Source organism: Streptomyces misionensis (genome assembly GCF_900104815.1).
GTDB lineage: Bacteria > Actinomycetota > Actinomycetes > Streptomycetales > Streptomycetaceae > Streptomyces > Streptomyces misionensis.
Map to the genome: position 1 here is coordinate 3,191,863 of NZ_FNTD01000004.1, position 21,334 is coordinate 3,213,196.

The window sequence follows — 21,334 nt, forward strand, 5'->3', positions numbered from 1 at the left end:
CTACTTCCGGTCCTGCTGCAGGGTGGCCCACAGTCCGTAGCCGTGCATGGCCTGCACGTCGCGTTCCATCTCCTCGCGGCTTCCGCTGGAGACGACCGCCCGGCCCTTGTGGTGGACGTCGAGCATGAGCTTGGTGGCCTTGTCCTTGGGGTAGCCGAAGTACGTCTGGAAGACGTACGTCACATAGCTCATGAGGTTCACCGGGTCGTTGTGCACGATGGTGACCCAGGGGACGTCGGGCTCGGGTACGGCGAAGACCTCCTCCGCCGACTCGGTGCGTTCGATCTCTACGGGCGCGGGTGACGTCACAGTGACCATGCTGCCACGCGCCCCGGAAATCGTCACACTGACGAGATGGGGTTACCCTACTCGACATGAACACAGCGGACCTTGGGCTGCCGGTGGATGTTCCGTCGACGGCGCTCTTCACGGACCAGTACGAGCTGACGATGCTGCAGGCCGCCCTGAAAGCGGGCACGGCCGACCGGCGGAGCGTGTTCGAGGTCTTCACCCGGCGGCTGCCCGACGGGCGGCGCTACGGCGTCGTCGCGGGCACCGGACGCGTCCTGGACGCGGTGGAGAACTTCCGCTTCGACGAGGGCGTCCTGCGCTTCCTGCGCGAGCAGCGGATCGTCGACGAGGAGACCCTGCGGTGGCTGGCCGGCTACCGGTTCACCGGGGACATCTGGGGCTACCCGGAGGGCGAGGTGTACTTCCCCGGCTCCCCGATCATGCGCGTGGAGGGCAGCTTCGCCGAGTGCGTGCTCCTGGAGACGGTGATCCTCTCCATCCTCAACCACGACTCGGCCATCGCGGCCGCCGCCTCCCGGATGGCCTCCGCGGCCGGTGACCGCCCGCTGATCGAGATGGGTGCCCGCCGCACCCACGAGCTGGCGGCCGTCGCCGCCGCGCGCGCCGCCTACGTGGGCGGCTTCGCCACCACCTCCGACCTCGCGGCCGGCTTCCGGTACGGCATCCCGACCGTCGGCACCTCCGCGCACGCCTTCACCCTGCTGCACGACCGCGAGCGGGACGCCTTCCGGGCCCAGGTGGACGCCCTCGGCTCGGACACCACGCTGCTGGTGGACACCTACGACGTCACCGAGGCGGTCCGCACGGCGGTGGAGGTCGCCGGCCCCGGGCTGGGCGCGGTCCGCATCGACTCCGGCGACCTGCTGCTGGTCGCCCACCGGGTCCGCCAGCAGCTGGACGAGCTGGGCGCGACCGGCACCAAGATCGTGGTCACCTCCGACCTGGACGAGTACGCCATCGCCTCGCTGGCCGCCGCGCCGGTGGACGCGTACGGGGTGGGCACCCAGCTGGTCACCGGTTCCGGGCACCCGACCGCGTCCATGGTCTACAAGCTGGTCGCCCGCGCAAAGACCGCCGACCCGGGGGCGCCGCTGGTGCCGGTGGCCAAGAAGTCCAGCGGCGGCAAGATCTCCGTCGGGGGCCGCAAGTGGGCGGCGCGCAGGGTGGACGCGGACGGAGTGGCCGAGGCCGAGGTCGTGGGCACCGGGCCGGTGCCGGCCGAGCTGGCCGACCGGCAGCTGCTGGTGCGGCTGGTCGAGGGCGGCACGGTCGTGGCCCGCGAGCCGCTGGACGTGCCCCGGGACCGGCACATCGCCGCCCGCGCCAACCTCCCGCTGTCCGCGACGCAGCTGTCGCGGGGGGAGCCGGTGCTGCCGACGGAGTACCTGCACGAGCGCTCGGGCAGCTAGTGCCGGACCGCCGTCGCCTCCCTCTCCCCTACGGGCCCGTAACTCTCTAGGCTCGGATACTTCACCGCCGTTCGAAGGACACCACCATGCGCCGCGCCTTGATCGTCGTAGACGTGCAGAACGACTTCTGCGAGGGAGGCAGCCTCGCGGTGGCCGGTGGTGCCGACGTGGCCGCCGCCGTCACCGAGCTGATCGGCCAGGCGGCGGGCACCGGGTACCGCCATGTGGTGGCCACCCGCGACCACCACATCGCGCCCGGCGGCCACTTCGCGGACGACCCCGACTACGTCCGCTCCTGGCCCGCGCACTGCGTCGCGGGCACCGAGGGGGTGGGCTTCCACCCGAACTTCGCCCCGGCGGTCGCCTCCGGCGCGATCGACGCGGTCTTCGACAAGGGCGCCTACTCGGCCGCCTACAGCGGCTTCGAGGGCAGTGACGAGAACGGCACCGCCCTCGCCGACTGGCTGCGCGCCCGGGACGTCGAGGAGGTCGACGTGGTGGGCATCGCCACGGACCACTGCGTCCGCGCCACCGCCCTGGACGCGGCGCGGGAGGGCTTTCGCACCACCGTCCTGCTCGACCTGACGGCCGGGGTCTCGGCGGAGACGACCGAGCGCGCCCTGGAGGAGCTGCGGGCGGCCGGCGTGGAGCTGACCGGCAAGCCGGTGCTGGGCGGCTGAGCCCGGCGGGCGCCGGGCCCCGCCGCCCGGCGCTACCGCGCCACCGCAGCGCCGCGCAGCAGCGCCCGGATCGGGTGCCACAGCTCGGTCATGACACCGTTGTCCCCCGGGGCGGGGGTAGTGCGCCATATCAGGCCGTCCGGATGGTGCAGCACCGCCGTGATCTCGTCCGGCGTCGGCGGAGCCGTGTTGCCGCGGAGGTAGACCGCGCGCAGGCCCAGATTGCGGAGCCGGGTCAGGGCCCGGGCCCGGTTGCGGGCGTGCACCAGGACACGCACCCCGGCGGCGTCGTACGGCAGGTTCAGCGCGACGACAACGGTGCCGTTCGGCAGTTTGCTAAAGCCTCCAGCGGCCATGCGGTCACATCCCCGTTTCGTTCGGTGTCAATAAGAGAGCCACAGAACGCACCTAAACACGATCGGCGGCAACCCGCCAAGGGGTTGCCGCCGATACGCGTCTGACCTGCGAAGATGCGGACTACTTCACTGCGGGTCCGACCTTCACGGAGATCGTCGAGCCGTCCTTGGCCTCGTGGACGATCGAGATCTTGGTGTTGGTGTCAGTTACCTTCACCGCACCGCTCGGGTTCGCCGGGTCGTAGTACGTGTTCGCGTGGTCGTCGAAGACCGAGACGCCCTTGGACGGCTTGACCGTCGTCGCGACGTCCGCCTTGTGCAGCGTGATGCCGTCCGTGCCGTAGAGGCTGAAGGGCGAGTCGTACGCCTGCATCCGGTTGCGCAGCAGCGTGCCGTCGGCCCACCGCAGCGCCGTCGGGTGGGAGTCGACCGGGAGGATCAGACCGCTGCCCGGGTGGTCCTTCACGTTGGTGTTGTTGTCGGCCTGGGAGGTGTCCCACTTCCAGATCAACAGGCCGTTCTGGTACGGGTAGTGCTCCACCCAGTCGGGCCGCGCCGCGGAACCGAAGTTGTACGGGCCGGTCTTGAGCGTGGTGTCGTACGACACGTACTGCCGGTTCTCGGCGATGTAGTACTGCGGGTAGTCCTTGGTGAAGGACGCCCCGATGCGGGAGAAGCCGCTCGCGCTCCAGGCGGCGTCCGCCGTCTCGGCGTTGTCCGAGAAGAGCGGGGTGCCGTCGGCGGTCACGGTGATCTCGTCGGCGGTGAAGCCGTTCTCCGCGACGCCGCCGTCGGTGACGTAGCGGAAGCGGAGCTGGATCTTCTGCCCGGCGTACGCGCTCAGGTCGTAGGACAGCTTCTGGTTCTTCTCCGAGAAGCCGGTCAGCGCGGGCGCGCCGCTGGCGTCACGCGGGATGGCCTTGCCGTCCGCCGTGCCGTCCACGGCCGTCCACTTGGCGCCGCCGTCGGTGGACACCTCGGTGTAGAGGTAGTCGTAGTCGGCCTCGATGGCCCACCAGCCGTCGAGCGTCAGCGCGGCGGAGGACTTGCCGGTGAGGTCGACGTCCCGGGTCAGCGTGTTCTTCAGGTCGTTGCCGCTGCCGCTCCACCACTGGGTGGCGCCCTCGGCCGGCTCGTTGATGGTGGTGGTGACCGCCTTGTCGGGCAGGCTGACCACCAGGCCCTGCTTGTTCTTGGTGTTGTACTCGGCGACGCCCAGCTTGTGCGAGGACTTGGTGCCGGCCTTGGCGGTGTCGTAGTTCAGCCAGCCCAGCTGGAGCTTGTCCCAGGCGTTCATGTCGCCGGGCAGGTCGCCGATGGCTTCCTTGCCGGTGCCGAGCCAGGAACCGGAGGACATGAGGGTCCAGAAGCCGGTGGAGTTGTCGCCGCCGTCGGTGTCGTACTCGTCCGGCAGGCCGAGGTCGTGGCCGTACTCGTGGGCGAAGACGCCGAGGCCGCCGTTCTCCGGCTGGATGGTGTAGTCGCCGACCCAGATGCCGGTGTCGCCGACCGCCGCGCCGCCCAGCTTGTTGTCCGTGGGGCCGGTGGCGCCCGCGTCGGTGCCGAAGGCGTACCAGCGGTGGGCCCAGATCGCGTCGGTGCCCTGGACGCCGCCGCCCGCGGACTCGTCCTCGCCGGCGTGGACCAGCTGGAAGTGGTCGATGTAGCCGTCGGGCTCGTTGAAGTCGCCGTCGCCGTCGTAGTCGTAGCGGTCCCACTGGTCGTACTGGGCCAGGTCCGCCTTGATGTCGGCGTCGGACTTGCCGGCCGCCTTCTGCTGGGCGACCCAGGCGTTCAGACCGTCCTTGACGACGTTCCACACGCTGGTGCAGTTGGTGGAGCCGCAGGCGTTGTTGCCGTAACGGGCCTCGTTGTAGGGCACCTTGACCCAGTCGGAGACCTCGCCGTCCACCGAGTAGCGGCCCGAGGACTGCTTCTCGTAGTACTTCTTCAGCGACTCGGTGTTCTTGCCGGTGCCGAAGTACAGGTCCTGGAAGTGCTTCTGGTCGTAGTCCTGCTGCCAGGCCGTGGAGTTGTCGAGCTTGCGGTCCGGCGCGGCGATCGTGTTGTGCAGCGGGCCGGGGGTGCCGCCGTACTTCGGATCGGTCTTGTCGCCGAACTCCACCAGGATGGTGAAGATCTTGTCGGTCTTCTCGCGGCTCAGCTCGACGTACTTGCTCTTGCCCTTGCCGCTCTTGAGCTTGACGACCTTGGAACCGTCGCGCTCCTGCGCGGACGCCTTGCCCGCGATGACCTGGTTGAGGGCCTCGGCGCGCTGCGCCTTCTGGGTCTTGCTCAGCGGGCCGTCGAGGTCGTGCGTCTGCTGCCGCACCGGCGCCGGGTCGTGCCGGTGTACGGCGCCGGCCCCGGTCCGGGTGCTCGCCTCCGCGACGGCGAAGGTGGCGAACGTGGCGGAGGCCGCCGCGAGCGTCACACCGATCGCGGCCGCTCTGAACGTCCAGGATCTGCTGGTCACTTGAGTTCCTCCCCCGCGCCCCGCGCGCGGACAGGGGGTTCCCGTGATCGGAAGTCCGTGCGCGCATGACAAGCGCGTGTTCAAGTGACGACATTTGACTAGAGGTTTAGAAGAAAAGACAGATCTTGACTCGGTAAGGTCTGGTGCACTATGCGGAGTTGACGTCGACTTTAGGCGGGGCGTGCTTCCTGTGCGCCCCCCGTGCACCGGCACCGTGGGTTAGGTCACGCTTACCGAGGGGTCCGCTCGGGCATGCAGGCGAGGAGAGAAGAGAGTCGAACGGCACCCGATCACCCGGTCACCCGATCACGAAGACTTCCGAGGACACGATTGCCATGCCTCGTCCGACCGTCGCCCAGCTCGCCTACGGTGCGTGCACCGTGGTCTTCTCGACCCTCGCCATGCTGCTGCTGTCCCAGACGAGTTCGGGCGCCGGCATCGCCGTCATCGCCCTCGCCGCGCTCGCGCTCGGGCTGCTGGTCGCGATGACGGTGCCGGCGCCACGGGCGCGGGGCACGGAAGAGGCCGCCGGGGCGGCTCCCGAGGAGCGGCGCGTCCCGACGGCCCTGTGACGCCGGCCGGTACGGCGGCGGTCAGTCGGTGCTGACCACCACCGTCCTGGCCGCCTTGTCGTGCAGGCCCTGCTTGTAGGGCCGGTCGAAGAAGCTCCAGCCGCCGCAGATCACGGTCCAGACGCAGGCGCAGCAGAAGGCGAACGGCAGCCACAGCACGAGGGCCCGCAGCAGTGCGGTCTGCATGCTGGGGGTGGCGCCGTCGGACAGGTTGGCCACCCGCATGCGCAGCCACTTCTTGCCGAGCGTCTGACCGGTCCTGTGGGTCAGGAAGGTGTCGTAGGCGATGTAGAGGACGGCGGCGATGACGGACTGGCCGAGCGAGCGGGCGGCGTCGACGCGGTCGCCGTTCACCTCGTACTCGCGCACGTTGAACGCCCAGGTGAGCAGGTAGACGACGATCCCGACCAGGATCATGTCGATGATGCGGGCGAGCGTCCGCTTGGCGCTGTCGGCCAGCGGGGGCATCCCGGCGAGGGGGTCGGTGGGACGGCCGCCGGGGCCGGACGGACCGGCTCCGTAAGGGCCGCCGCCGTACGGGCCACCGCCGTAGGGGCCCTGCCCGTAGGGGCCGCCGGCGGGCGGGGGCTGGCTGCCGCCGTAGGGCGGGGGGTAGGGGCCGCCGCCGTCCGGCGGGCGGTCGTACGGCGAGCCGGGCCCCTGCTCCGACGGGGGCGGCTTCCTGAACGGGTCGTCCTCGGGTGGCGGCTCTCCGGAGCCGGGGGGCGGTGCGCTGCTCATGGCCCGAGTGGATCGCGAACGCCCCGGCTCCGCATCCGGCGGACGGCCGTACGGGGGACGGCCCTGTTCCCGGGGTCCGGCCCGGTACCGGCGCCGGTGCCGCGCCCGGCCGCGCCCCGGCCCCGCGCGCGGCTCAGCCCGCGACGAAGGTGTGGGCCGCCTTGTCGTGCCAGCACTGGTGCCAGGGCCGGTCGAACAGGCACCACAGCACGCCCACGATCCCGATGCCGAGCAGCCCGGGGATGCTGTAGACGAGCCAGCGGCGCAGCGCCGGGGCGAAGGTCGGCGGCTCGTGCGCCTCGATGTCCCGGACCTCCAGGCCGCACAGCCTCTTGCCGAGGGTGCGGCCCCACTTGACGGTGGGCAGCACCTCGTAGACCACGCCGGCCAGGAGCAGCACGGCGAGCACGACGGCGAGGCTGGTGCCGGTCGAGCCGTCGATCAGCCAGACGGTGACCTCGTGCCCGGACAGCCGGGCCGCGTCGATCTTCTCCCGGACGTGGTCGGCGGCCCGGACGCCGAGCGGCACGGCCGCGGCGGCGGTCACGGCGCCCACGACCACGCTGTCGATCAGCCGGGCCGCGAACCGCTTGCCCAGTCCGGCCGGGCGGGCGGCGGCCTGTCTGCGCGCCGCCGCCTGGAAGAGGTCCTCCACCGGCGGCTTCCACGGCGCCACGGGCTGCTCGTCGGCACCGCCCGCCAGCTGGTGCACCTGCTGTGCCCAGGACCCCTGGCCGCCCGCCTGCTGCGGCAGCTGCGGGGGCACGGCGGCGGGACCGGACGGGGACGCGGGCGCGGGCTGCCGGGTCTGGGGCGGCTGGGGCTGCGGGGCTTGGGCCTGGGGGGCCTGGGCCTGAGGTGTCTGCCCGGCGCCGAAGCCGGGGCCTGGGGACGGGGACGGCCCGGCGGGGGCGGGGGTGGGCGCGGCGACCGGGCCCTGGGTGCCGAAGCCGGGCGCGCCGCCCTGGCCCGGCGGCACCGGACGGATCGTCATGGTGCCGCCGTCCGTGCGCGCGGCCGGTCCCGTGACGGGCCGCCGGAAGACGAAGGTGCCGGGGTCCGGGGCCTCGCTCCCGGCCGGCGGAATGGTCGCCGTGCCGTCGCCGCGGGCCGCCCGGCCCTCGGGCTGCGCGGGGCCGGGCGCCACGCGCGGATCGGCGCCCCGGGGACCGGCGGCACCGCCCTGCGCGGGCACGGACGGGCCGGCCGGAGTCTGCCGGGGAGCGGCGGCGGCGCCCTGCTGCCAGGGCTGCCGGGCCTGCCCGGGCACCCCGGCCCCACCCCACTGGGCCTGCCCCGCCTGCCCGGACCCGTCCGCCCGCTCCGCGTCCCGGCCGGGCGCTCCGTCGGCGGCGGCCGCCCCCGCGTCGCCCGCCGCCGGCCACCGGCCGGGTGTCCCCGGATCCGCCGCCGGCCGCGCGGAGTCCCCCGTGACCGCCGGTCCCGAGGCCGCCGGGCCACCGGGTTCCTCGTCGAAGAAGTGCGGGCCCGTCTCCTCCACGGCGGGGGTGACGCCGGGGGGCGGGCTGAGCGGTTCGCCGTCCTTGGGGGCGGGGCGGCTGGTGCCGGGCACCCAGGCGGTGCCGTTCCAGTACCGGACGTAGCCGGGGATGGACGGGTCCGGGTAGTAGCCCTCGCGGGGCCTGTCGTCACCTGGGGCCGGGGTTGGGGCGCTCATGTCCGTCGTCCCGTATCTGCTCGTGGGTGGGATGGGCGTCCCACATCTATCAGACGCGGGCACCGGCCACCGCCAGTCCCGCAGGACCCACTCCTTCCGGGCAACGCCGGGCGCGCCCGGTACGCCGGGCCGAAAAAAATTTCTCCGAACCCGCGTAATGCCCGCGCCGCCGCCCCCTCTCCCCTGGTACGGGCCCGCGCCCCGCGGTCCCGCGCACGTCCCCCGACAGAGAAGGAACGCAGGTCATGCAGCACACGGTGGTGGAACGGGAACTCGAACTCAAGCTGATCCTGTCGCCCGAGCGGAGCATCCCGGTCCCGGCGCTGCTCGCCTACCGGTGCGACGATCCCTACGCCGTCCACATCGTCTTCCACATCAACTCCGAGCACCCGGTGCACTGGACGTTCGCCCGTGAACTGCTGGTGGAGGGCGTCTTCCGGCCGTGCGGGCACGGGGACGTGCGGGTGTGGCCGACGAAGGCGGACGGGCGCAGCGTCGTGCTGATGGCGCTGAGTTCGCCCGACGGGGACGCGCTGCTGGAGGCGCCGATCCCGCAGGTGTCGGCCTGGCTGGAGCGGACGCTGCGCGCGGTCCCGCCGGGGACGGAGGGCGGGCAGCTCGGCATCGACGACGCGCTCGACCAGCTGCTCGCCCGGTGACCCGGTCCCCCGTCGCCGGGGGCCGGGCGGCGTCAGAAGAGCTTGCCGGGGTTGAGGATGCCGAGCGGGTCGAACACGGCCTTGACGCCCCGCTGCATCTCCACGCCGACGGACCCGATCTCGCGGGCCAGCCACTCCTTCTTCAGCACGCCGACGCCGTGTTCGCCGGTGATGGTGCCGCCGAGTTCCAGGCCCAGGGCCATGATCTCGTCGAAGGACTCGCGGGCCCGCCGGGACTCGTCCTCGTCCTGGGCGTCGAAGCAGACGGTGGGGTGGGTGTTGCCGTCGCCCGCGTGCGCGCAGACGCCGATCGTCAGGCCGTACTTGGCGGCGATCCGGTCGATGCCCTCCAGCATGGCGCCGAGCCTGGAGCGCGGGACGCACACGTCGTCGATCATCGTGGTGCCCTTGACCGCCTCCAGCGCGGGCAGCGAGAGCCGCCGGGCCTTGAGCAGCATCTCGGACTCGGCCGCGTCCTCGGCCGGGACCACCTGGGTGGCGCCGGCCGCCTCGCACAGGGCGCCGACGGCGGCGAGGTCGGTGGCCGGGTCGGGGGTGTCGAAGGCGGCGAGCAGCAGCGCCTCGGTGGTCTCCGGCAGGCCCATGCGGGCCATGGCGTTGACCGCCTTGACCGTCGTACGGTCCATCAGTTCGAGCAGGGAGGGCAGGTGGCCCCGCTCCATGATGTGGCAGACGGCCTCGCAGGCGGCCGCGGCGGAGGCGAACTCGGCGGCCATCACGAGCTGTCCGGGCGGCTTGGGCTTGAGGGCGAGGACCGCGCGGACGACGATGCCGAGGGAGCCCTCGGAGCCGACGAACAGGCGGGTGAGGTCGTAGCCGGCGACGCCCTTGGCGGTGCGGCGGCCGGTGGACATCAGGCGGCCGTCGGCGAGGACGACGTCCAGGCCGAGGACGTACTCGGCGGTCACCCCGTACTTCACACAGCACAGGCCGCCGGAGCCGGTGCCGATGTTGCCGCCGATGGTGCACATCTCCCAGCTGGAGGGGTCCGGCGGGTAGTACAGGCCGTGTTCCCCGACGGCTCGGGAGAGGACCGCGTTGATCACGCCCGGTTCGACCACGGCGACCCGGTCGACGGGGTTGATCTCCAGGATGCGGTCCATCTTGACGAGGGACAGCACGATGCAGCCGTCCGAGGCGTTGGCGGCGCCGGACAGGCCGCTGCGGGCGCCCTGCGGGACGACGGGGACGCGCAGTTCGGTGGCGGTGCGCATGACGTGCTGCACCTGTTCCACGGTGCGCGGCAGGACCACGACGGCCGGGGCCCCGGCGGGGCAGAAGCTGGCCATGTCGTGGGCGTAGGAGGCCGTGACGTCCGGGTCGGTCAGGACGGCCTCGGCGGGCAGGCCGGCCAGGAGCCGGTCGGTGAGGCTACCGGTTGCTGCGCCCGCTCCATCGCGGTGCGCTTCGATGCGGCTCATGATCACAGGTTCGCACTCACAGCCATCGGTGTGAACCCCGTCAGCCTCCTGCCTCACCCGGCGCGATCTTCTTGTCGTACTGACGCACAGTGAGCGCCATGGACAACCGAGTGAGCGAGCCGGGTACGTCCCTGATGAGCGAGTCCTCCACGCCGCGCCGTTCCCGGCGACTGCTGCGGCGGGTGCTGGTGACCGCGCTGACCGGCGGGCTGGTCGCGGGCGCGGTGCTGGCGGTGTGGCCAGGACTGCGGTCCGGGGCCGCGAGTCCGCCCGCCGCGGGGCCGCGGGCCCACCGGGCGCCGGTGCGCGCCCCGGCGCAGGCGGCGCAGGCGCTGACCGCGGTGACCTCCGGGGTGCCGGCCGCGCTGCCCGCCCTGACCGCGCTCATCGGGCAGGAGGAGCAGCGGGTGCGGGCGCAGCCGCAGGACGCGAGGGCGTGGGCGGTGCTGGGCACGGCCTACGTCGAACGGGGCCGCCGTACGGCGCAGGCCGCGGACTTCCCGCGGGCGGAACGGGCCTTGCAGACCTCGCTCCAGGTGGTGGACGAGGAGCAGAACCTCCAGGCGCTGGACGGGATGGCCACGCTGGCGCTGGCGCGCCGGGACTTCTCGGAGGCGAAACGATACGGCGAGCAGGCGCAGGAGCTGGCGCCGCAGCGGTGGAGCTCGTACGCGCCGCTGATCGAGGCGTACAACGGGCTCGGCGACTACGAATCCGTCGGCACCGCCCTGGAGAAGCTGATGGCGCTGAAGCCCGCGCCGGCCGAACGGCCCGCCGTGATGGCACAGGCCGCGGCGGTCTACCGGAGCCGGGGCTGGCGCGAGGACGCGGTGGCCCAGCTGAGCGACGCGGCGGCCGCCGCCGGCTCCCCCGCCCAGCAGGCCGCCTACCTGTCCCAGCTCGGCCAACTGGCCTTCGAGCGGGGGGACGCGCAGGACGCGCTGCGCCACTACGACGAGGCCCTGCGGCTGGACGCGGACCAGCAGGCGGCACCGTCCGGGCGGGCGCGGGCGCTGGCGGCGCTGGGGCGGCCAGCCGAGGCGGTGACCGCGTACCGGGCGGCCCTGGACCGGCGGGCCGACCCGCGCGACGCCCTGGAGCTGGGCGAGCTGTACGAGTCGCTGGGCCGGACCGCGGAGGCCCGGCGGAGTTACGACCAGGTGGCCGAGCTGGCGAAGCGGGAGACGGCGGGCGGGGTCGACGACGAGCTGGTGCTCGGGCGGTACGAGGCCGACCACGGGGACGCGTCGGACGCCGTGGAGCGGCTGCGCGCCGAGTACGACCGCCAGCCCGGGACCGAGGTGGCCGACGCGCTCGGCTGGGCGCTGCACCGGGTCGGCGAGGACGACGAGGCCCTGGAGTACGCCACGACCGCGACGGACGGCACGAAGGGCGGCGGCCTGCGCAGCGCGCTGTACTCCTACCACCGGGGGGCGATCGAGGCCGCGCTGGAGCTGGAGGGGCCCGCGCGCCGCAGCCTCCAGGAGGCCCTGCGCATCAACCCGTCCTTCTCGCCCCTGTGGGCCCCGCAGGCCAGGTCGGCGCTCGCGGCGCTGGGCGAACCGCAGGACGTGGAGGTGCCGGGCTGAGACAGGGGCGGGGGCCCGGCACGTGGGATGCCGGGCCCCGCTCACCGGGTGTGGCTCAGAGGTTGCCGCGCTTGGCCTGCTCGCGCTCGATCGCCTCGAACAGGGCCTTGAAGTTGCCCTTGCCGAAGCCCATCGAGCCGTGCCGCTCGATCAGTTCGAAGAACACCGTCGGCCGGTCCTGGACCGGCTTGGTGAAGATCTGCAGCAGGTACCCGTCCTCGTCGCGGTCGACGAGGATCTTCAGCTCGCGCAGGGTCTCCACCGGCACCCGGGTCTCGCCGGCCCACTCGCCGAGGGTGTCGTAGTACGAGTCCGGGGTGTTCAGGAACTCGACGCCGGCCGCGCGCATGGTGCGGACGGTCTGCACGATGTCGTTGGTGTTCAGCGCGATGTGCTGGACGCCGGGACCGCCGTAGAACTCCAGGTACTCGTCGATCTGCGACTTCTTCTTGGCGATCGCGGGCTCGTTGAGCGGGAACTTCACCTTCAGGGTGCCGTCCGCGACGACCTTCGACATCAGCGCGCTGTACTCGGTGGCGATGTCGTCGCCCACGAACTCCTTCATGTTCGTGAAGCCCATGACCTTGTTGTAGAACCCGACCCACTCGTTCATCTTGCCGAGTTCCACGTTGCCGACGCAGTGGTCGATCGCCTGGAAGGTGCGGTGCTCGGGCTGCGCGACGATCGGCTCGGCGGCCACGAAACCGGGGAGGTAGGGGCCGTCGTAGCCGGAGCGCTCCACCAGGGTGTGGCGGGTCTCGCCGTAGGTGGCGATGGCGGCGAGGACGACGGTGCCGTGCTCGTCCTTGACCTCGTACGGCTCGTCGATCGAGCGCGCGCCCTGCGCGACGGCGTACTCGTACGCGGCGCGGGCGTCCGGGACCTCGATGGCCAGGTCGATGACGCCGTCGCCGTGCTCGGCCACGTGCCGGTCGATGAAGCGGCCCCAGTCGCTGCTCTGCTTGATCACCGAGGTGAAGACGAACCGGGCGGAGCCGTTCTCCAGGACGTAACTGGCGGTCTCGCGGCTGCCGTTCTCCGGTCCGGAGTAGGCGACCAGCTTCATGCCGAAGGCGGAGGAGTAGTAGTGCGCCGCCTGCTTGGCGTTGCCCACGGCGAAGACGACCGCGTCCATTCCCTTGACCGGGAAGGGGTCGTCCTGCCGGGCGGTCGTGTCGGGAGTGTGCTCTGTGGTCTGCGTCATAGCGGAAGGGTGACCGGACTCTGCAAGGTGCGCAATAGTTCGCGTATTCACTGGGCAATCTGTTAGGCGGAACGGCCCACCGGCCGGACTTTCTGTACAGGATGACCACCCCGGGAGGGGCTGTGGCGATCGATCATCTGGACGGGCGGATCATCGTGCTGCTGGCGCGCGAGCCGCGCGTCGGCGTGCTGGAGATGTCCCGGCGGCTCGGGGTCGCCCGGGGCACCGTGCAGGCCCGCCTCGACCGGCTCCAGTCGAACGGCGTCATCCGGGGCTTCGGCCCGCAGGTGGACCCGGCGGCCCTCGGCTATCCGGTCACCGCGTTCGCCACGCTCCAGATCCGGCAGGGCCAGGGGGCGGACGTGCGCGCCTACCTGGCGACGGTGCCGGAGGTACTGGAACTGCTCACCACCACGGGCAGCGGCGACATGCTCTGCCGCCTGGTCGCCCGCTCCAACGCCGATCTCCAGCGGGTGATCGACCGGGTCGTCGGCTTCGAGGGCATCGTGCGCGCCTCCACGGCGATCGTGATGGAGAACCCGGTGCCGCTGCGGATCATCCCCCTGGTGGAGCAGGCGGCGGAGGAGGAGGGGTAACGGGAGCGGTCCTGGCGGGAGTTGGCGACCGCGGGCCGCGCACCCCTAACAGCTCGGCACCGAGCCCGTGCCCTTCTCCAGGGAGACCAGGGAGTCGACCGCGCCCTTCAGCGTGGTCACCGGGACCAGGCGCAGCCCCTTGGGCAGTTCGGCCTTCGCGTCGGCGCACTCGGCCTTCGGCACCAGGAAGACGGTGGCGCCGTCGCGCCGGGCGGCCTGCGTCTTCAGCGCCACGCCGCCGACCGCGCCGACCCGGCCGGCCTCGTCGATCGTGCCCGTACCGGCGACGGTGCGGCCGCCGGTCAGATCGCCGCCGTGGCCGTCGCCGTGCAGCTTGTCGATGATGCCCAGGGAGAACAGCAGGCCCGCGCTCGGGCCGCCCACGTCGGCCAGCTTCAGGGTGACCTTGACCTGGTCGGGGCTCAGATCGAGGTACTTCAGCGCCGCGCTGGTCGCCGCGTCCTGCGACTGCCGCATCTGCGCCGTGTTGTGCTGCTCGATCTCCTTGAGGGTGTCACCGGTCGGGTAGACCGCGTCGCGGGGCATCACCGCACGGTCGGTGCGGAACCAGTTGCCGATCACGTCGCCGAGCGATACCCGGGCGTCGGGGCCGGTCGCCACGATGGTGACCATCCGCAGCTGACCACTCGGCCTGCGCGTCTGCGCGCCGTCCACCGTGATCACCGGGGTGCCCTTGTTCGCCCCGAGCACGTTCGCCGTCATCCCCGGCTGCGCCACGGAGAACGGCAGCGGCGCGAACACCGCCGTGGCGAACAGCGCGGCGACCGGGAGGGCGCACACGGCGAGGGCTTGGCGGCGCGTGAGACGTGAGAGCACGGGTTCAATTTACGTGACGTGCCGCGCCCGGCGGCGCGGGCGGCCGCCGGGGCGTTCAGCGCAGCGCCTCCGCCACCTCCCGCGCCGCGTCCACCACCCGGGGACCCACCCGTTCCGGCACGGAGTCCGCGAGCATGACGACGCCGACGCTGCCCTCCACCCCGGTCACCCCCACCAGCGGTGCCGCCGCACCGCACGCCCCCGTCTCCAGCTCCCCCCGGGTCAGGGTGCAGGAGGGCTCGGCGGAGGGGGCGCGGCGGGCCGCGAGGATGGCCCGGCCCGCGGCACCGCGGTCGAGCGGATGCCGGAAGCCCGCGCGGTAGGCCACGTGGTAGTCGGTCCAGCTCGGCTCGACCACGGCCACGGCCAGCGCCTCCGTGCCGTCGACCAGGGTCAGGTGCGCCGTGGCCCCTATGTCCTCGGCCAGCGAGCGCAGGGCGGGCAGCGCGGCCTCCCGCACCAGCGGGTGCACCTGCCGGCCGAGCCTCAGCACCCCGAGCCCGACCCGGGCGCGTCCGCCGAGGTCGCGCCGGACGAGGGCGTGCTGCTCCAGCGTGGCGAGCAACCGGTAGACCACGGTCCGGTTCACGCCCAGTTTGTTGGACAGCTCGGTGACGGTCAGCCCGTGGTCGGTGTCGGCGAGCAGCTTGAGGACCCGCAGTCCCCGGTCGAGCGTCTGAGAGGTCTCCGCGGTCACGACCCCCACTCCTTCGGCGGTGAGGTCGGCGGGCCCCCGAGCGGACGATGCGTCACCGAGTCCCGTCGGCGACGCGCTCCAGAGGCCGCCGATCGGCAGGACGGCCCGGCGGCTCCGGACCCTGTCGCTTTCACGGCTGCGCTCCGCGGCGGCGCTGCCACGGGGCGTATGCGTAGCGGGACAGTAGCGAAGGGGGTTCGCTGAGCGGAAGTCTTGGTCCAGAATCCGGTCAAGGACCCAGGCGGACTGAGGGTATTCGTCCGTATACGTACGGCAGCGTAAACCCGGCCCGCCCGGTCCTCAGCGCATCCGCGTCGCCCACTCCTGCACCTTCGCGATGCGCTGCTTGAGCTGTCCGGCCGTGGCCTCCGCGCTCGGCGGCCCGCCGCACACCCGGCGCAGCTCGGTGTGGATCACCCCGTGCGGCTTGCCGCTCTGGTGGACGTACGCGCCGACCAGGGTGTTGAGCCGCTTGCGCAGCTCCATCATCTCCTTGTGGCTGACCACCGGGCGCCGCTCGGCCGGCAGCTCCAGCAGGTCGGCCTCGGTGTCCGGCTTCTTCTTGCTGTGCGCGATCTGCCGGGCCTGCCGCTTCTGCAGCAGCAGCTGCACCTGGTCCGGCTCCAGCAGCCCGGGGATGCCGAGGTAGTCCTGCTCCTCCTCGCTGCCCGGGTGGGCCTGCATGCCGAACTCGGCGCCGTCGTAGAGCACCCGGTCGAAGACGGCCTCGGACTCCAGCGCCTCGAAGGCGAACTGCTCCTGCTCGCCGGTGTCCTCGTCCTGCTCCTTGTTCGCCTCCTCCATCTCCTTCTCGGATTCGGCGTACGGGTCCTCCTCGCCCTCCTTCTTCGGCCTGTCGAGGGCGTGGTCGCGCTCCACCTCCATCTCGTTGGCGAAGGTGAGCAGGTCGGGGACGGTCGGCAGGAAGACGGAGGCGGTCTCGCCGCGCCGCCTGGACCGTACGAAGCGGCCGACGGCCTGGGCGAAGAACAGCGGGGTGGAGATGGTGGTGGCGTACACGCCGACCGCGAGGCGGGGCACGTCGACTCCCTCGGACACCATGCGCACCGCGACCATCCAGCGGTCGTCGCTCGCGCTGAAATCGTCGATGCGCTTGGAGGCGCCGGCGTCGTCGGACAGGACCAGCGTGGCCTTCGTGCCGGTGATCTCACGGATCAGCTTGGCGTAGGCGCGGGCGGAGTCCTGGTCGGAGGCGATGACGAGCGCACCCGCGTCCGGGATGCCCTTGCGGACCTCGGTGAGCCGCTGGTCGGCGGCGCGCAGCACACTCGGCATCCACTCGCCGCGCGGGTCGAGCGCGGTGCGCCAGGCCTGGCTGACCGCGTCCTTGGTCATCGGCTCCCCGAGCCGGGCGGCGATCTCGTCACCGGCCTTGGTGCGCCAGCGCATGTTGCCGCTGTAGGAGAGGAAGATGACCGGCCGGACGACGCCGTCGGCGAGCGCGGAGCCGTACCCGTAGGTGTAGTCGGCGGCGGAGCGGCGGATGCCGGCGTTGTCCTCCTCGTACGTCACGAAGGGGATCGGGTTGGTGTCCGAGCGGAACGGCGTACCGGTCAGCGCGAGCCGCCGGGTGGCCGGTTCGAACGCCTCCAGGCAGGCCTCGCCCCAGGACTTGGAGTCGCCGGCGTGGTGGATCTCGTCCAGGATCACCAGCGTCTTGCGCTGCTCGACGCGGTTGCGGTGCAGCATGGGGCGCACGCCGACACCGGCGTAGGTGACGGCGACCCCGTCGTACTCCCGGCCGAGCGGGCCGGCGCTGTACTCGGGGTCGAGCTTGATCCCCACCCGCACCGCGGCCTCGGCCCACTGCTTCTTCAGGTGCTCGGTCGGCGCGACCACGGTCACCTGCTGCACCACATGGTGGTGGAGCAGCCATGAGGCCAGCGTCAGCGCGAAGGTGGTCTTGCCGGCGCCGGGCGTGGCGACGGCGAGGAAGTCACGCGGCTGCTCCTGGATGTACTTCTCCATCGCCCCCTGCTGCCAGGCGCGCAGCTTGCTGGCGGTGCCCCAGGGCGCACGGCCCGGGAAGGCGGGGGAAAGGTGGTGGGACGTGGTGGAGGAAGCGGTGGTAGTCACGGTCTCCGTGGTCAGTCAGTCGGCTACGTATGACAACCGGGCCACCCTACCGGCGCCGCGCTCCCCGCCGACGCCGAACGAGGCCGGGTCGCCCCAGGGTGGGACTCACGTCACAACCGGCGCGCTCCGGCGCTCGCGCCGCGCGGCGTCAGGGCGTTTCCGTCCGCATCCGCGTCGTCACCCAGGCCCCGGCCAGGGCCACCACCGCCATCGGCAGGAACACGGCGGCGAAGGCGGCGGGGTGGGAGGAGGTGGTCGTCGTGGTCGCGGAGGTGCCGCCGCCGAGCGCGGCGAAGGCGGCACCGGTGGCGGCGAGCAGCAGGGCGTTGGAGAGGCCGTCGGAGATCTGGAGCGCGGCGGAGTTGGCACCGGCCTGCTCCGGCGCGGACAGGCGCAGCAGCAGCACGCTGGTGGAGGAGATCACCAGGCCCATGCCGAAGCAGCCGAAGGCCCAGGCGACGGCCACGGTCCAGGCGGGCACGGAGTGCCACAGCACGCTCGGCGCGGCCAGCAGCGCGACGGTGACCAGCAGCATCCCGCCGGTCATCAGCCGCTCCCGGTGGGGCGCCAGGCGCGGCCGGGACTGCACCCAGGAGCCCAGCGCCCAGGTGCCGCCGCCCGCGGCCAGCGAGAACCCGGCGAGCGTCGGCGACAGCCCGCGCTGGGTGACCAGCATCAGCGGCACGAAGGACTCCGCGGCGATGAAGGACCCGGCGGACAGCCCGCGCAGCAGGACGACGGCGGGCAGGCCGCGGGCCGCCCGGCAGGTGCCGGGCGGCAGCAGGCCGAGGACGGCGGGCACCAGCAGGGCGACGCCGGCCGCGCCGGGCACGAGGGAGAGGGGGCGCAGGTCCTGGGCGGCGTACTGGAGGAGGCCGGCGCCGAGGGAGATGCCGAGGGCGAGCCGGATGCGCCGCCGGTCGAAGGCGGCGGCGCCCGCCTCCGCGTCGACCGGTCCGGACGCCCGCCGGCGTATCTGCGGCAGGGCGAGGGCCAGCGGGAACACCACGAGGACCGGGATGCCGAGGAACACCCAGCGCCAGCCGAGCTGCTCGGTGACGGCACCGGAGGCGAGCGGGCCGACGACGGAGGGCACGACCCAGCTCGCCGCGAACGCCGCCATGATCGCGGGGCGCAGCCGCTCGGGGTAGGCGCGGCCGACGACGACGTACAGCGCGACGATGACCAGTCCGCCGCCGAGCCCCTGGACGGCCCGGCCCAGGATGAACACCCACATCGTCCGCGCGGTGCCGGCTATCACCAGCCCCACCGCGAAGGCCCCGATCCCGCTGGTCAGCGCCCCGAGCGGACCGCGCCGGTCGGCCCACTGGCCGGCGAGGACCATGCCGAAGAGGCTGGTGGTGAAGTACCCGGAGAACGCGAACGCGTACAGCGCCACGCCGTCCAGCTCGCGGGCGGCGACGGGCATCGCGGTGCCCACGGCGGTCGCCTCGAAGGCGATCAGCAGGACGACGGAGACGATGCCGACGCTCAGCGCCCGGTAGGCCCGGCCGAGCACACCGCCGTCCGGCTCGACGTCTTCCTCCACCACGGCATCGGCGGCACGGGATCCCAGGACACTCATGCCCGTCAGGGTAAGGCCCGTCACCGACATTGACCCCTGTCGGTGGACCCACCTCCCACTACGACCTTGGTCCTGGTCCCCCCTCGTCCTGTGAACGCGGTGTGGCAGTCACATTGCGGCCCCGGCCATCCCCTTGAGCCCCGCGGCTCCCGCGCCCTACGGTCGATCCGTCGACATGGCCGTACGCCTTCCCGCCACGGCCGTGCGGACGACAACTCAACACGGCCGTGTGCCCGAGTGGCTTAGGGGCTCGCCTGCAAAGCGAGTTACACGGGTTCGATTCCCGTCACGGCCTCCAAGGACAGCAGTGTGTGCCGGAGCGGCACGGGGTTGCCCGGGGGCCCGCTCAGGCCTGGCGGCCGGGGATGTGTACGTCCTCCAGTTCCTGGGGCTGGACGAAACCGTCGCCGTCGGCGACTCCCGTCCGCTGGTGCACGTCGTCCGTGTCGATCTCGCGGAGGGACCCGTCCCGCGTGCGCTGCCAGTGCGTCCCCTCGGCGTCGCGGAAGGCGACGCTGACGCCGACGACATGCTCCATGACCGGCGCGACATCGGGGGCCGCTTCCACGAAGGCGCTGGCGAGCATGGGCTCGTGGGTGGGCGGGAGGATGACGCGGTTCTGCCAGCGGATCGGGCGGGCGCTGAAGTCGACCCAGACGAAGACGCCGACCTCGTAGACGGGGAGGCGCGAGCCGTTCACCAAGTAGATGTCGGGGAAGAAGCTTTCGCGGCGCAGGGCCACGCTCGTCGCCAGGCGGTCCGGGCGGTTGCCCCCGCCGAACGGCCGCCCGACCCACACGGCGACGCTGGAGGCCTGATCGGCTTGCCGCCGGCGCTCCTGTTCGCGATCCCGGTCCCGTTCGACGCGGATCATGTGGAACGCGGTGCGCGCTCCGTGGACCGCGGCACCCAGCGCCGCCCATGTGCCCAAGGCACCGGCCCACGCGGCGAGATCGGCACTCGACGGCATCAGCCCTCCCAGGGTGCGGCACAAACGTACCGCCGGACCGCCTCCCTGTTGAAGGAGTCGGAACCGGTCGCCGCATCAGCGACCGGGCCCTGCCGGGCGCCTGGGCTCAGAGCACCCCGCCCGCCTCGTCCTGGAACGTCTCGGTCCAGTAGTGCCACGTCGTGCCCGGCAGCGTGGCCGTCGGGTCGAGGGTGGTCAGGGTGTGCAGCATGGCGGCGGCCAGTTGTTCGTAGGCGGCCGTGCTGAGTTCGTGGGAGAGGTGCTGGTCGATGGTGCGTTCGTGGTGCAGCAGCCAGAGGGTGAAGGCGAGGGTGGAGACGTCGGTGTTGAGGGGGCAGAGCGCCGCCTCCGGTTCGCTGAAGGTGAGGACCGCGCCCGTGCGGCCGTCCACCACCAGGCTGTTGTCCTCCACCAGGTAGCCCAGGCGGATCAAGTGGTCGCAGTGGGCCGGGAGTTCGGACAGCGGGTAGTCGGGGCGGTCCCGGGTGAAGTGTTCGCGCAGGGTCGGCAGCGGGGCGTCCGGGTCGGCGAAGAAGAGGACCGCCTCCTCCGGCAGCCCGGTCTCGCGCAGGAAGCGGCGGGTCGGCTCGTGGGTGAGCGTGGCCGGGAAGTCGACGTCCTCGAAGCGGGCCACCCGGCCGTGCCCGAACTCCTGGTCCAGGACGCGGGCGGGCAGGTCGAGGGCGAGACCGGACGCCGTACCGGGACCCGCGACCAGGGACAGCGGGCGGATCAGGGCCGCCACCTTCCAGTACGGGGGGACCGCGCCGTCCGTGCCCTCCTCGAACAGGGCGAGCAGGCGGCGCGAGGCCTCGGCGACCGTCCTCGGGCCGTACTGGCCCGCCAGGGAGGCGAACCGGCCGCGCAGGCCCGTCAGTTCCTCGGTGACCGCGGCGAACCGCAGCAGCGTGGCCAGGGACGGCGCGAAGGGGCGGGACTCGGACGGGTCGCACAGGTAGGCCGTCGTCACCTCGCCCGTGTCGCCGTCGAGCAGGATCGACTCGCGCTCCGTGCCCGGCGGGTTGAGCAGTTCGCCTATCACCAGGCGGTCGCGCAGTTCCTCCGCCAGGTGGAGCGGGCCTTCGGCCGCGTCCGCGAGGGTGCGCAGGCCGTGGGCGCGCAGCGGCGAGAACGTCAGCACGTCGGTCACGGCGGGCAGCCCCGGGCCCGTGAGCAGTCCGCGCGTCGGCGCGTGGGTGACATGGCGGTCCAGCTCCGCCTCGGTCAGTGTGATCGCCGCCGTCCCGGCATCCGTCGTACTCATCGCTCCCCCGCGATCTCCCACTGCGTGACAGTGTGGCCGGCGCCGCTGCCCGGCTCCCCCACCGCTGTGCACACTACGCCGCCCCACTGACAACGCCCCTCGACGGAAAGGACGCCGGACGACCCGGGCACGTTGCCCCGCGAAACCCACCGGGATGGGGACGGCCGCCG

19 protein-coding genes and 1 tRNA gene are annotated in these 21,334 nt (G+C 72.6%); 7 read left to right on the plus strand and 13 right to left on the minus strand.

Going from position 1 to position 21,334, the window contains the following annotated elements; translation table 11 throughout:
• On the minus strand, positions 1 to 318 hold the full coding sequence (gene clpS, locus BLW85_RS16175; RefSeq protein ID WP_070022727.1) for an ATP-dependent Clp protease adapter ClpS: 318 nt from the start codon (positions 316 to 318) through the stop codon (positions 1 to 3).
• Positions 319 to 374: 56 nt separating this feature from the next.
• Here clpS and BLW85_RS16180 point away from each other — a divergent pair, with 56 nt between their 5' ends.
• Positions 375 to 1,721 (plus strand): nicotinate phosphoribosyltransferase, encoded by a 1,347-nt coding sequence (locus tag BLW85_RS16180; protein WP_074992421.1) that lies wholly within the window; start codon positions 375 to 377, stop codon positions 1,719 to 1,721.
• Positions 1,722 to 1,807: 86 nt separating this feature from the next.
• Complete coding sequence (locus BLW85_RS16185) at positions 1,808 to 2,401, plus strand: isochorismatase family protein (RefSeq protein ID WP_070022725.1); 594 nt, start codon at positions 1,808 to 1,810, stop codon at positions 2,399 to 2,401.
• Positions 2,402 to 2,433: 32 nt separating this feature from the next.
• On the opposite strand, the gene BLW85_RS16190 is transcribed toward BLW85_RS16185, so the two are convergent.
• Together BLW85_RS16190 and BLW85_RS16195 are read right to left on the minus strand one after the other, a co-directional pair.
• A complete protein-coding gene (locus BLW85_RS16190; RefSeq protein WP_074992422.1) occupies positions 2,434 to 2,757 on the minus strand; it encodes a hypothetical protein in 324 nt (107 codons plus the stop codon).
• 121 nt (positions 2,758 to 2,878) lie between these two features.
• On the minus strand, positions 2,879 to 5,233 hold the full coding sequence (locus BLW85_RS16195) for an immune inhibitor A domain-containing protein (protein ID WP_074992423.1): 2,355 nt from the start codon (positions 5,231 to 5,233) through the stop codon (positions 2,879 to 2,881).
• Positions 5,234 to 5,568: 335 nt separating this feature from the next.
• Here BLW85_RS16195 and BLW85_RS16200 point away from each other — a divergent pair, with 335 nt between their 5' ends.
• A complete protein-coding gene (locus BLW85_RS16200; protein ID WP_070022722.1) occupies positions 5,569 to 5,805 on the plus strand; it encodes a hypothetical protein in 237 nt (78 codons plus the stop codon).
• Between the two features lie 21 nt (positions 5,806 to 5,826).
• On the opposite strand, the gene BLW85_RS16205 is transcribed toward BLW85_RS16200, so the two are convergent.
• Together BLW85_RS16205 and BLW85_RS16210 are read right to left on the minus strand one after the other, a co-directional pair.
• Entirely contained in the window at positions 5,827 to 6,546 is a 720-nt protein-coding gene (locus BLW85_RS16205; RefSeq protein ID WP_074992424.1) for an RDD family protein, read from the minus strand.
• A gap of 133 nt (positions 6,547 to 6,679) precedes the next feature.
• Entirely contained in the window at positions 6,680 to 8,224 is a 1,545-nt protein-coding gene (locus BLW85_RS16210; protein ID WP_074992425.1) for an RDD family protein, read from the minus strand.
• Positions 8,225 to 8,469: 245 nt separating this feature from the next.
• On the opposite strand from BLW85_RS16210, the gene BLW85_RS16215 reads away from it, so the two are divergent.
• A complete protein-coding gene (locus tag BLW85_RS16215; protein ID WP_070022719.1) occupies positions 8,470 to 8,883 on the plus strand; it encodes an SsgA family sporulation/cell division regulator in 414 nt (137 codons plus the stop codon).
• Positions 8,884 to 8,915: 32 nt separating this feature from the next.
• On the opposite strand, the gene BLW85_RS16220 is transcribed toward BLW85_RS16215, so the two are convergent.
• Positions 8,916 to 10,331: an FAD-binding oxidoreductase gene (locus BLW85_RS16220; protein WP_074992426.1), complete on the minus strand. Its 1,416-nt coding sequence runs from the start codon at positions 10,329 to 10,331 to the stop codon at positions 8,916 to 8,918.
• 92 nt (positions 10,332 to 10,423) lie between these two features.
• Between BLW85_RS16220 and BLW85_RS16225 the strand changes: the two genes are divergently transcribed.
• Positions 10,424 to 11,914: a tetratricopeptide repeat protein gene (locus BLW85_RS16225; RefSeq protein WP_074992427.1), complete on the plus strand. Its 1,491-nt coding sequence runs from the start codon at positions 10,424 to 10,426 to the stop codon at positions 11,912 to 11,914.
• Positions 11,915 to 11,969: 55 nt separating this feature from the next.
• Here the strand turns inward: BLW85_RS16225 and hppD are convergent, their stop codons facing one another.
• Positions 11,970 to 13,118, minus strand: coding sequence for a 4-hydroxyphenylpyruvate dioxygenase (gene hppD, locus BLW85_RS16230; RefSeq protein WP_070022716.1), 1,149 nt, complete (start codon positions 13,116 to 13,118; stop codon positions 11,970 to 11,972).
• A gap of 122 nt (positions 13,119 to 13,240) precedes the next feature.
• Here hppD and BLW85_RS16235 point away from each other — a divergent pair, with 122 nt between their 5' ends.
• Complete coding sequence (locus BLW85_RS16235; protein ID WP_070022715.1) at positions 13,241 to 13,714, plus strand: Lrp/AsnC family transcriptional regulator; 474 nt, start codon at positions 13,241 to 13,243, stop codon at positions 13,712 to 13,714.
• A gap of 45 nt (positions 13,715 to 13,759) precedes the next feature.
• On the opposite strand, the gene BLW85_RS16240 is transcribed toward BLW85_RS16235, so the two are convergent.
• From BLW85_RS16240 to BLW85_RS16255, 4 genes are all read right to left on the minus strand, one after another.
• The gene (locus BLW85_RS16240; RefSeq protein ID WP_070022714.1) at positions 13,760 to 14,551 is read right to left on the minus strand and encodes a S16 family serine protease; all 792 of its coding nucleotides are present in this window, start codon (positions 14,549 to 14,551) and stop codon (positions 13,760 to 13,762) included.
• Between the two features lie 55 nt (positions 14,552 to 14,606).
• On the minus strand, positions 14,607 to 15,248 hold the full coding sequence (locus BLW85_RS16245) for an IclR family transcriptional regulator (RefSeq protein ID WP_070022713.1): 642 nt from the start codon (positions 15,246 to 15,248) through the stop codon (positions 14,607 to 14,609).
• A gap of 300 nt (positions 15,249 to 15,548) precedes the next feature.
• Positions 15,549 to 17,345 carry a DEAD/DEAH box helicase gene (locus tag BLW85_RS16250; protein WP_070022712.1) on the minus strand — a complete coding sequence of 599 codons (1,797 nt, stop codon included), beginning with the start codon at positions 17,343 to 17,345 and terminating at the stop codon, positions 15,549 to 15,551.
• 148 nt (positions 17,346 to 17,493) lie between these two features.
• On the minus strand, positions 17,494 to 18,930 hold the full coding sequence (locus BLW85_RS16255) for an MFS transporter (RefSeq protein WP_074996094.1): 1,437 nt from the start codon (positions 18,928 to 18,930) through the stop codon (positions 17,494 to 17,496).
• A 223-nt stretch (positions 18,931 to 19,153) separates the two neighbouring features.
• Here BLW85_RS16255 and BLW85_RS16260 point away from each other — a divergent pair.
• A tRNA-Cys gene (locus BLW85_RS16260) sits at positions 19,154 to 19,228 on the plus strand.
• 48 nt (positions 19,229 to 19,276) lie between these two features.
• On the opposite strand, the gene BLW85_RS16265 is transcribed toward BLW85_RS16260, so the two are convergent.
• Together BLW85_RS16265 and BLW85_RS16270 are read right to left on the minus strand one after the other, a co-directional pair.
• The gene (locus BLW85_RS16265) at positions 19,277 to 19,900 is read right to left on the minus strand and encodes a hypothetical protein (protein WP_074992428.1); all 624 of its coding nucleotides are present in this window, start codon (positions 19,898 to 19,900) and stop codon (positions 19,277 to 19,279) included.
• A 106-nt stretch (positions 19,901 to 20,006) separates the two neighbouring features.
• A complete protein-coding gene (locus BLW85_RS16270) occupies positions 20,007 to 21,164 on the minus strand; it encodes an SUKH-4 family immunity protein (protein WP_070022709.1) in 1,158 nt (385 codons plus the stop codon).
• Between the last annotated feature and the right edge of the window lie 170 nt (positions 21,165 to 21,334).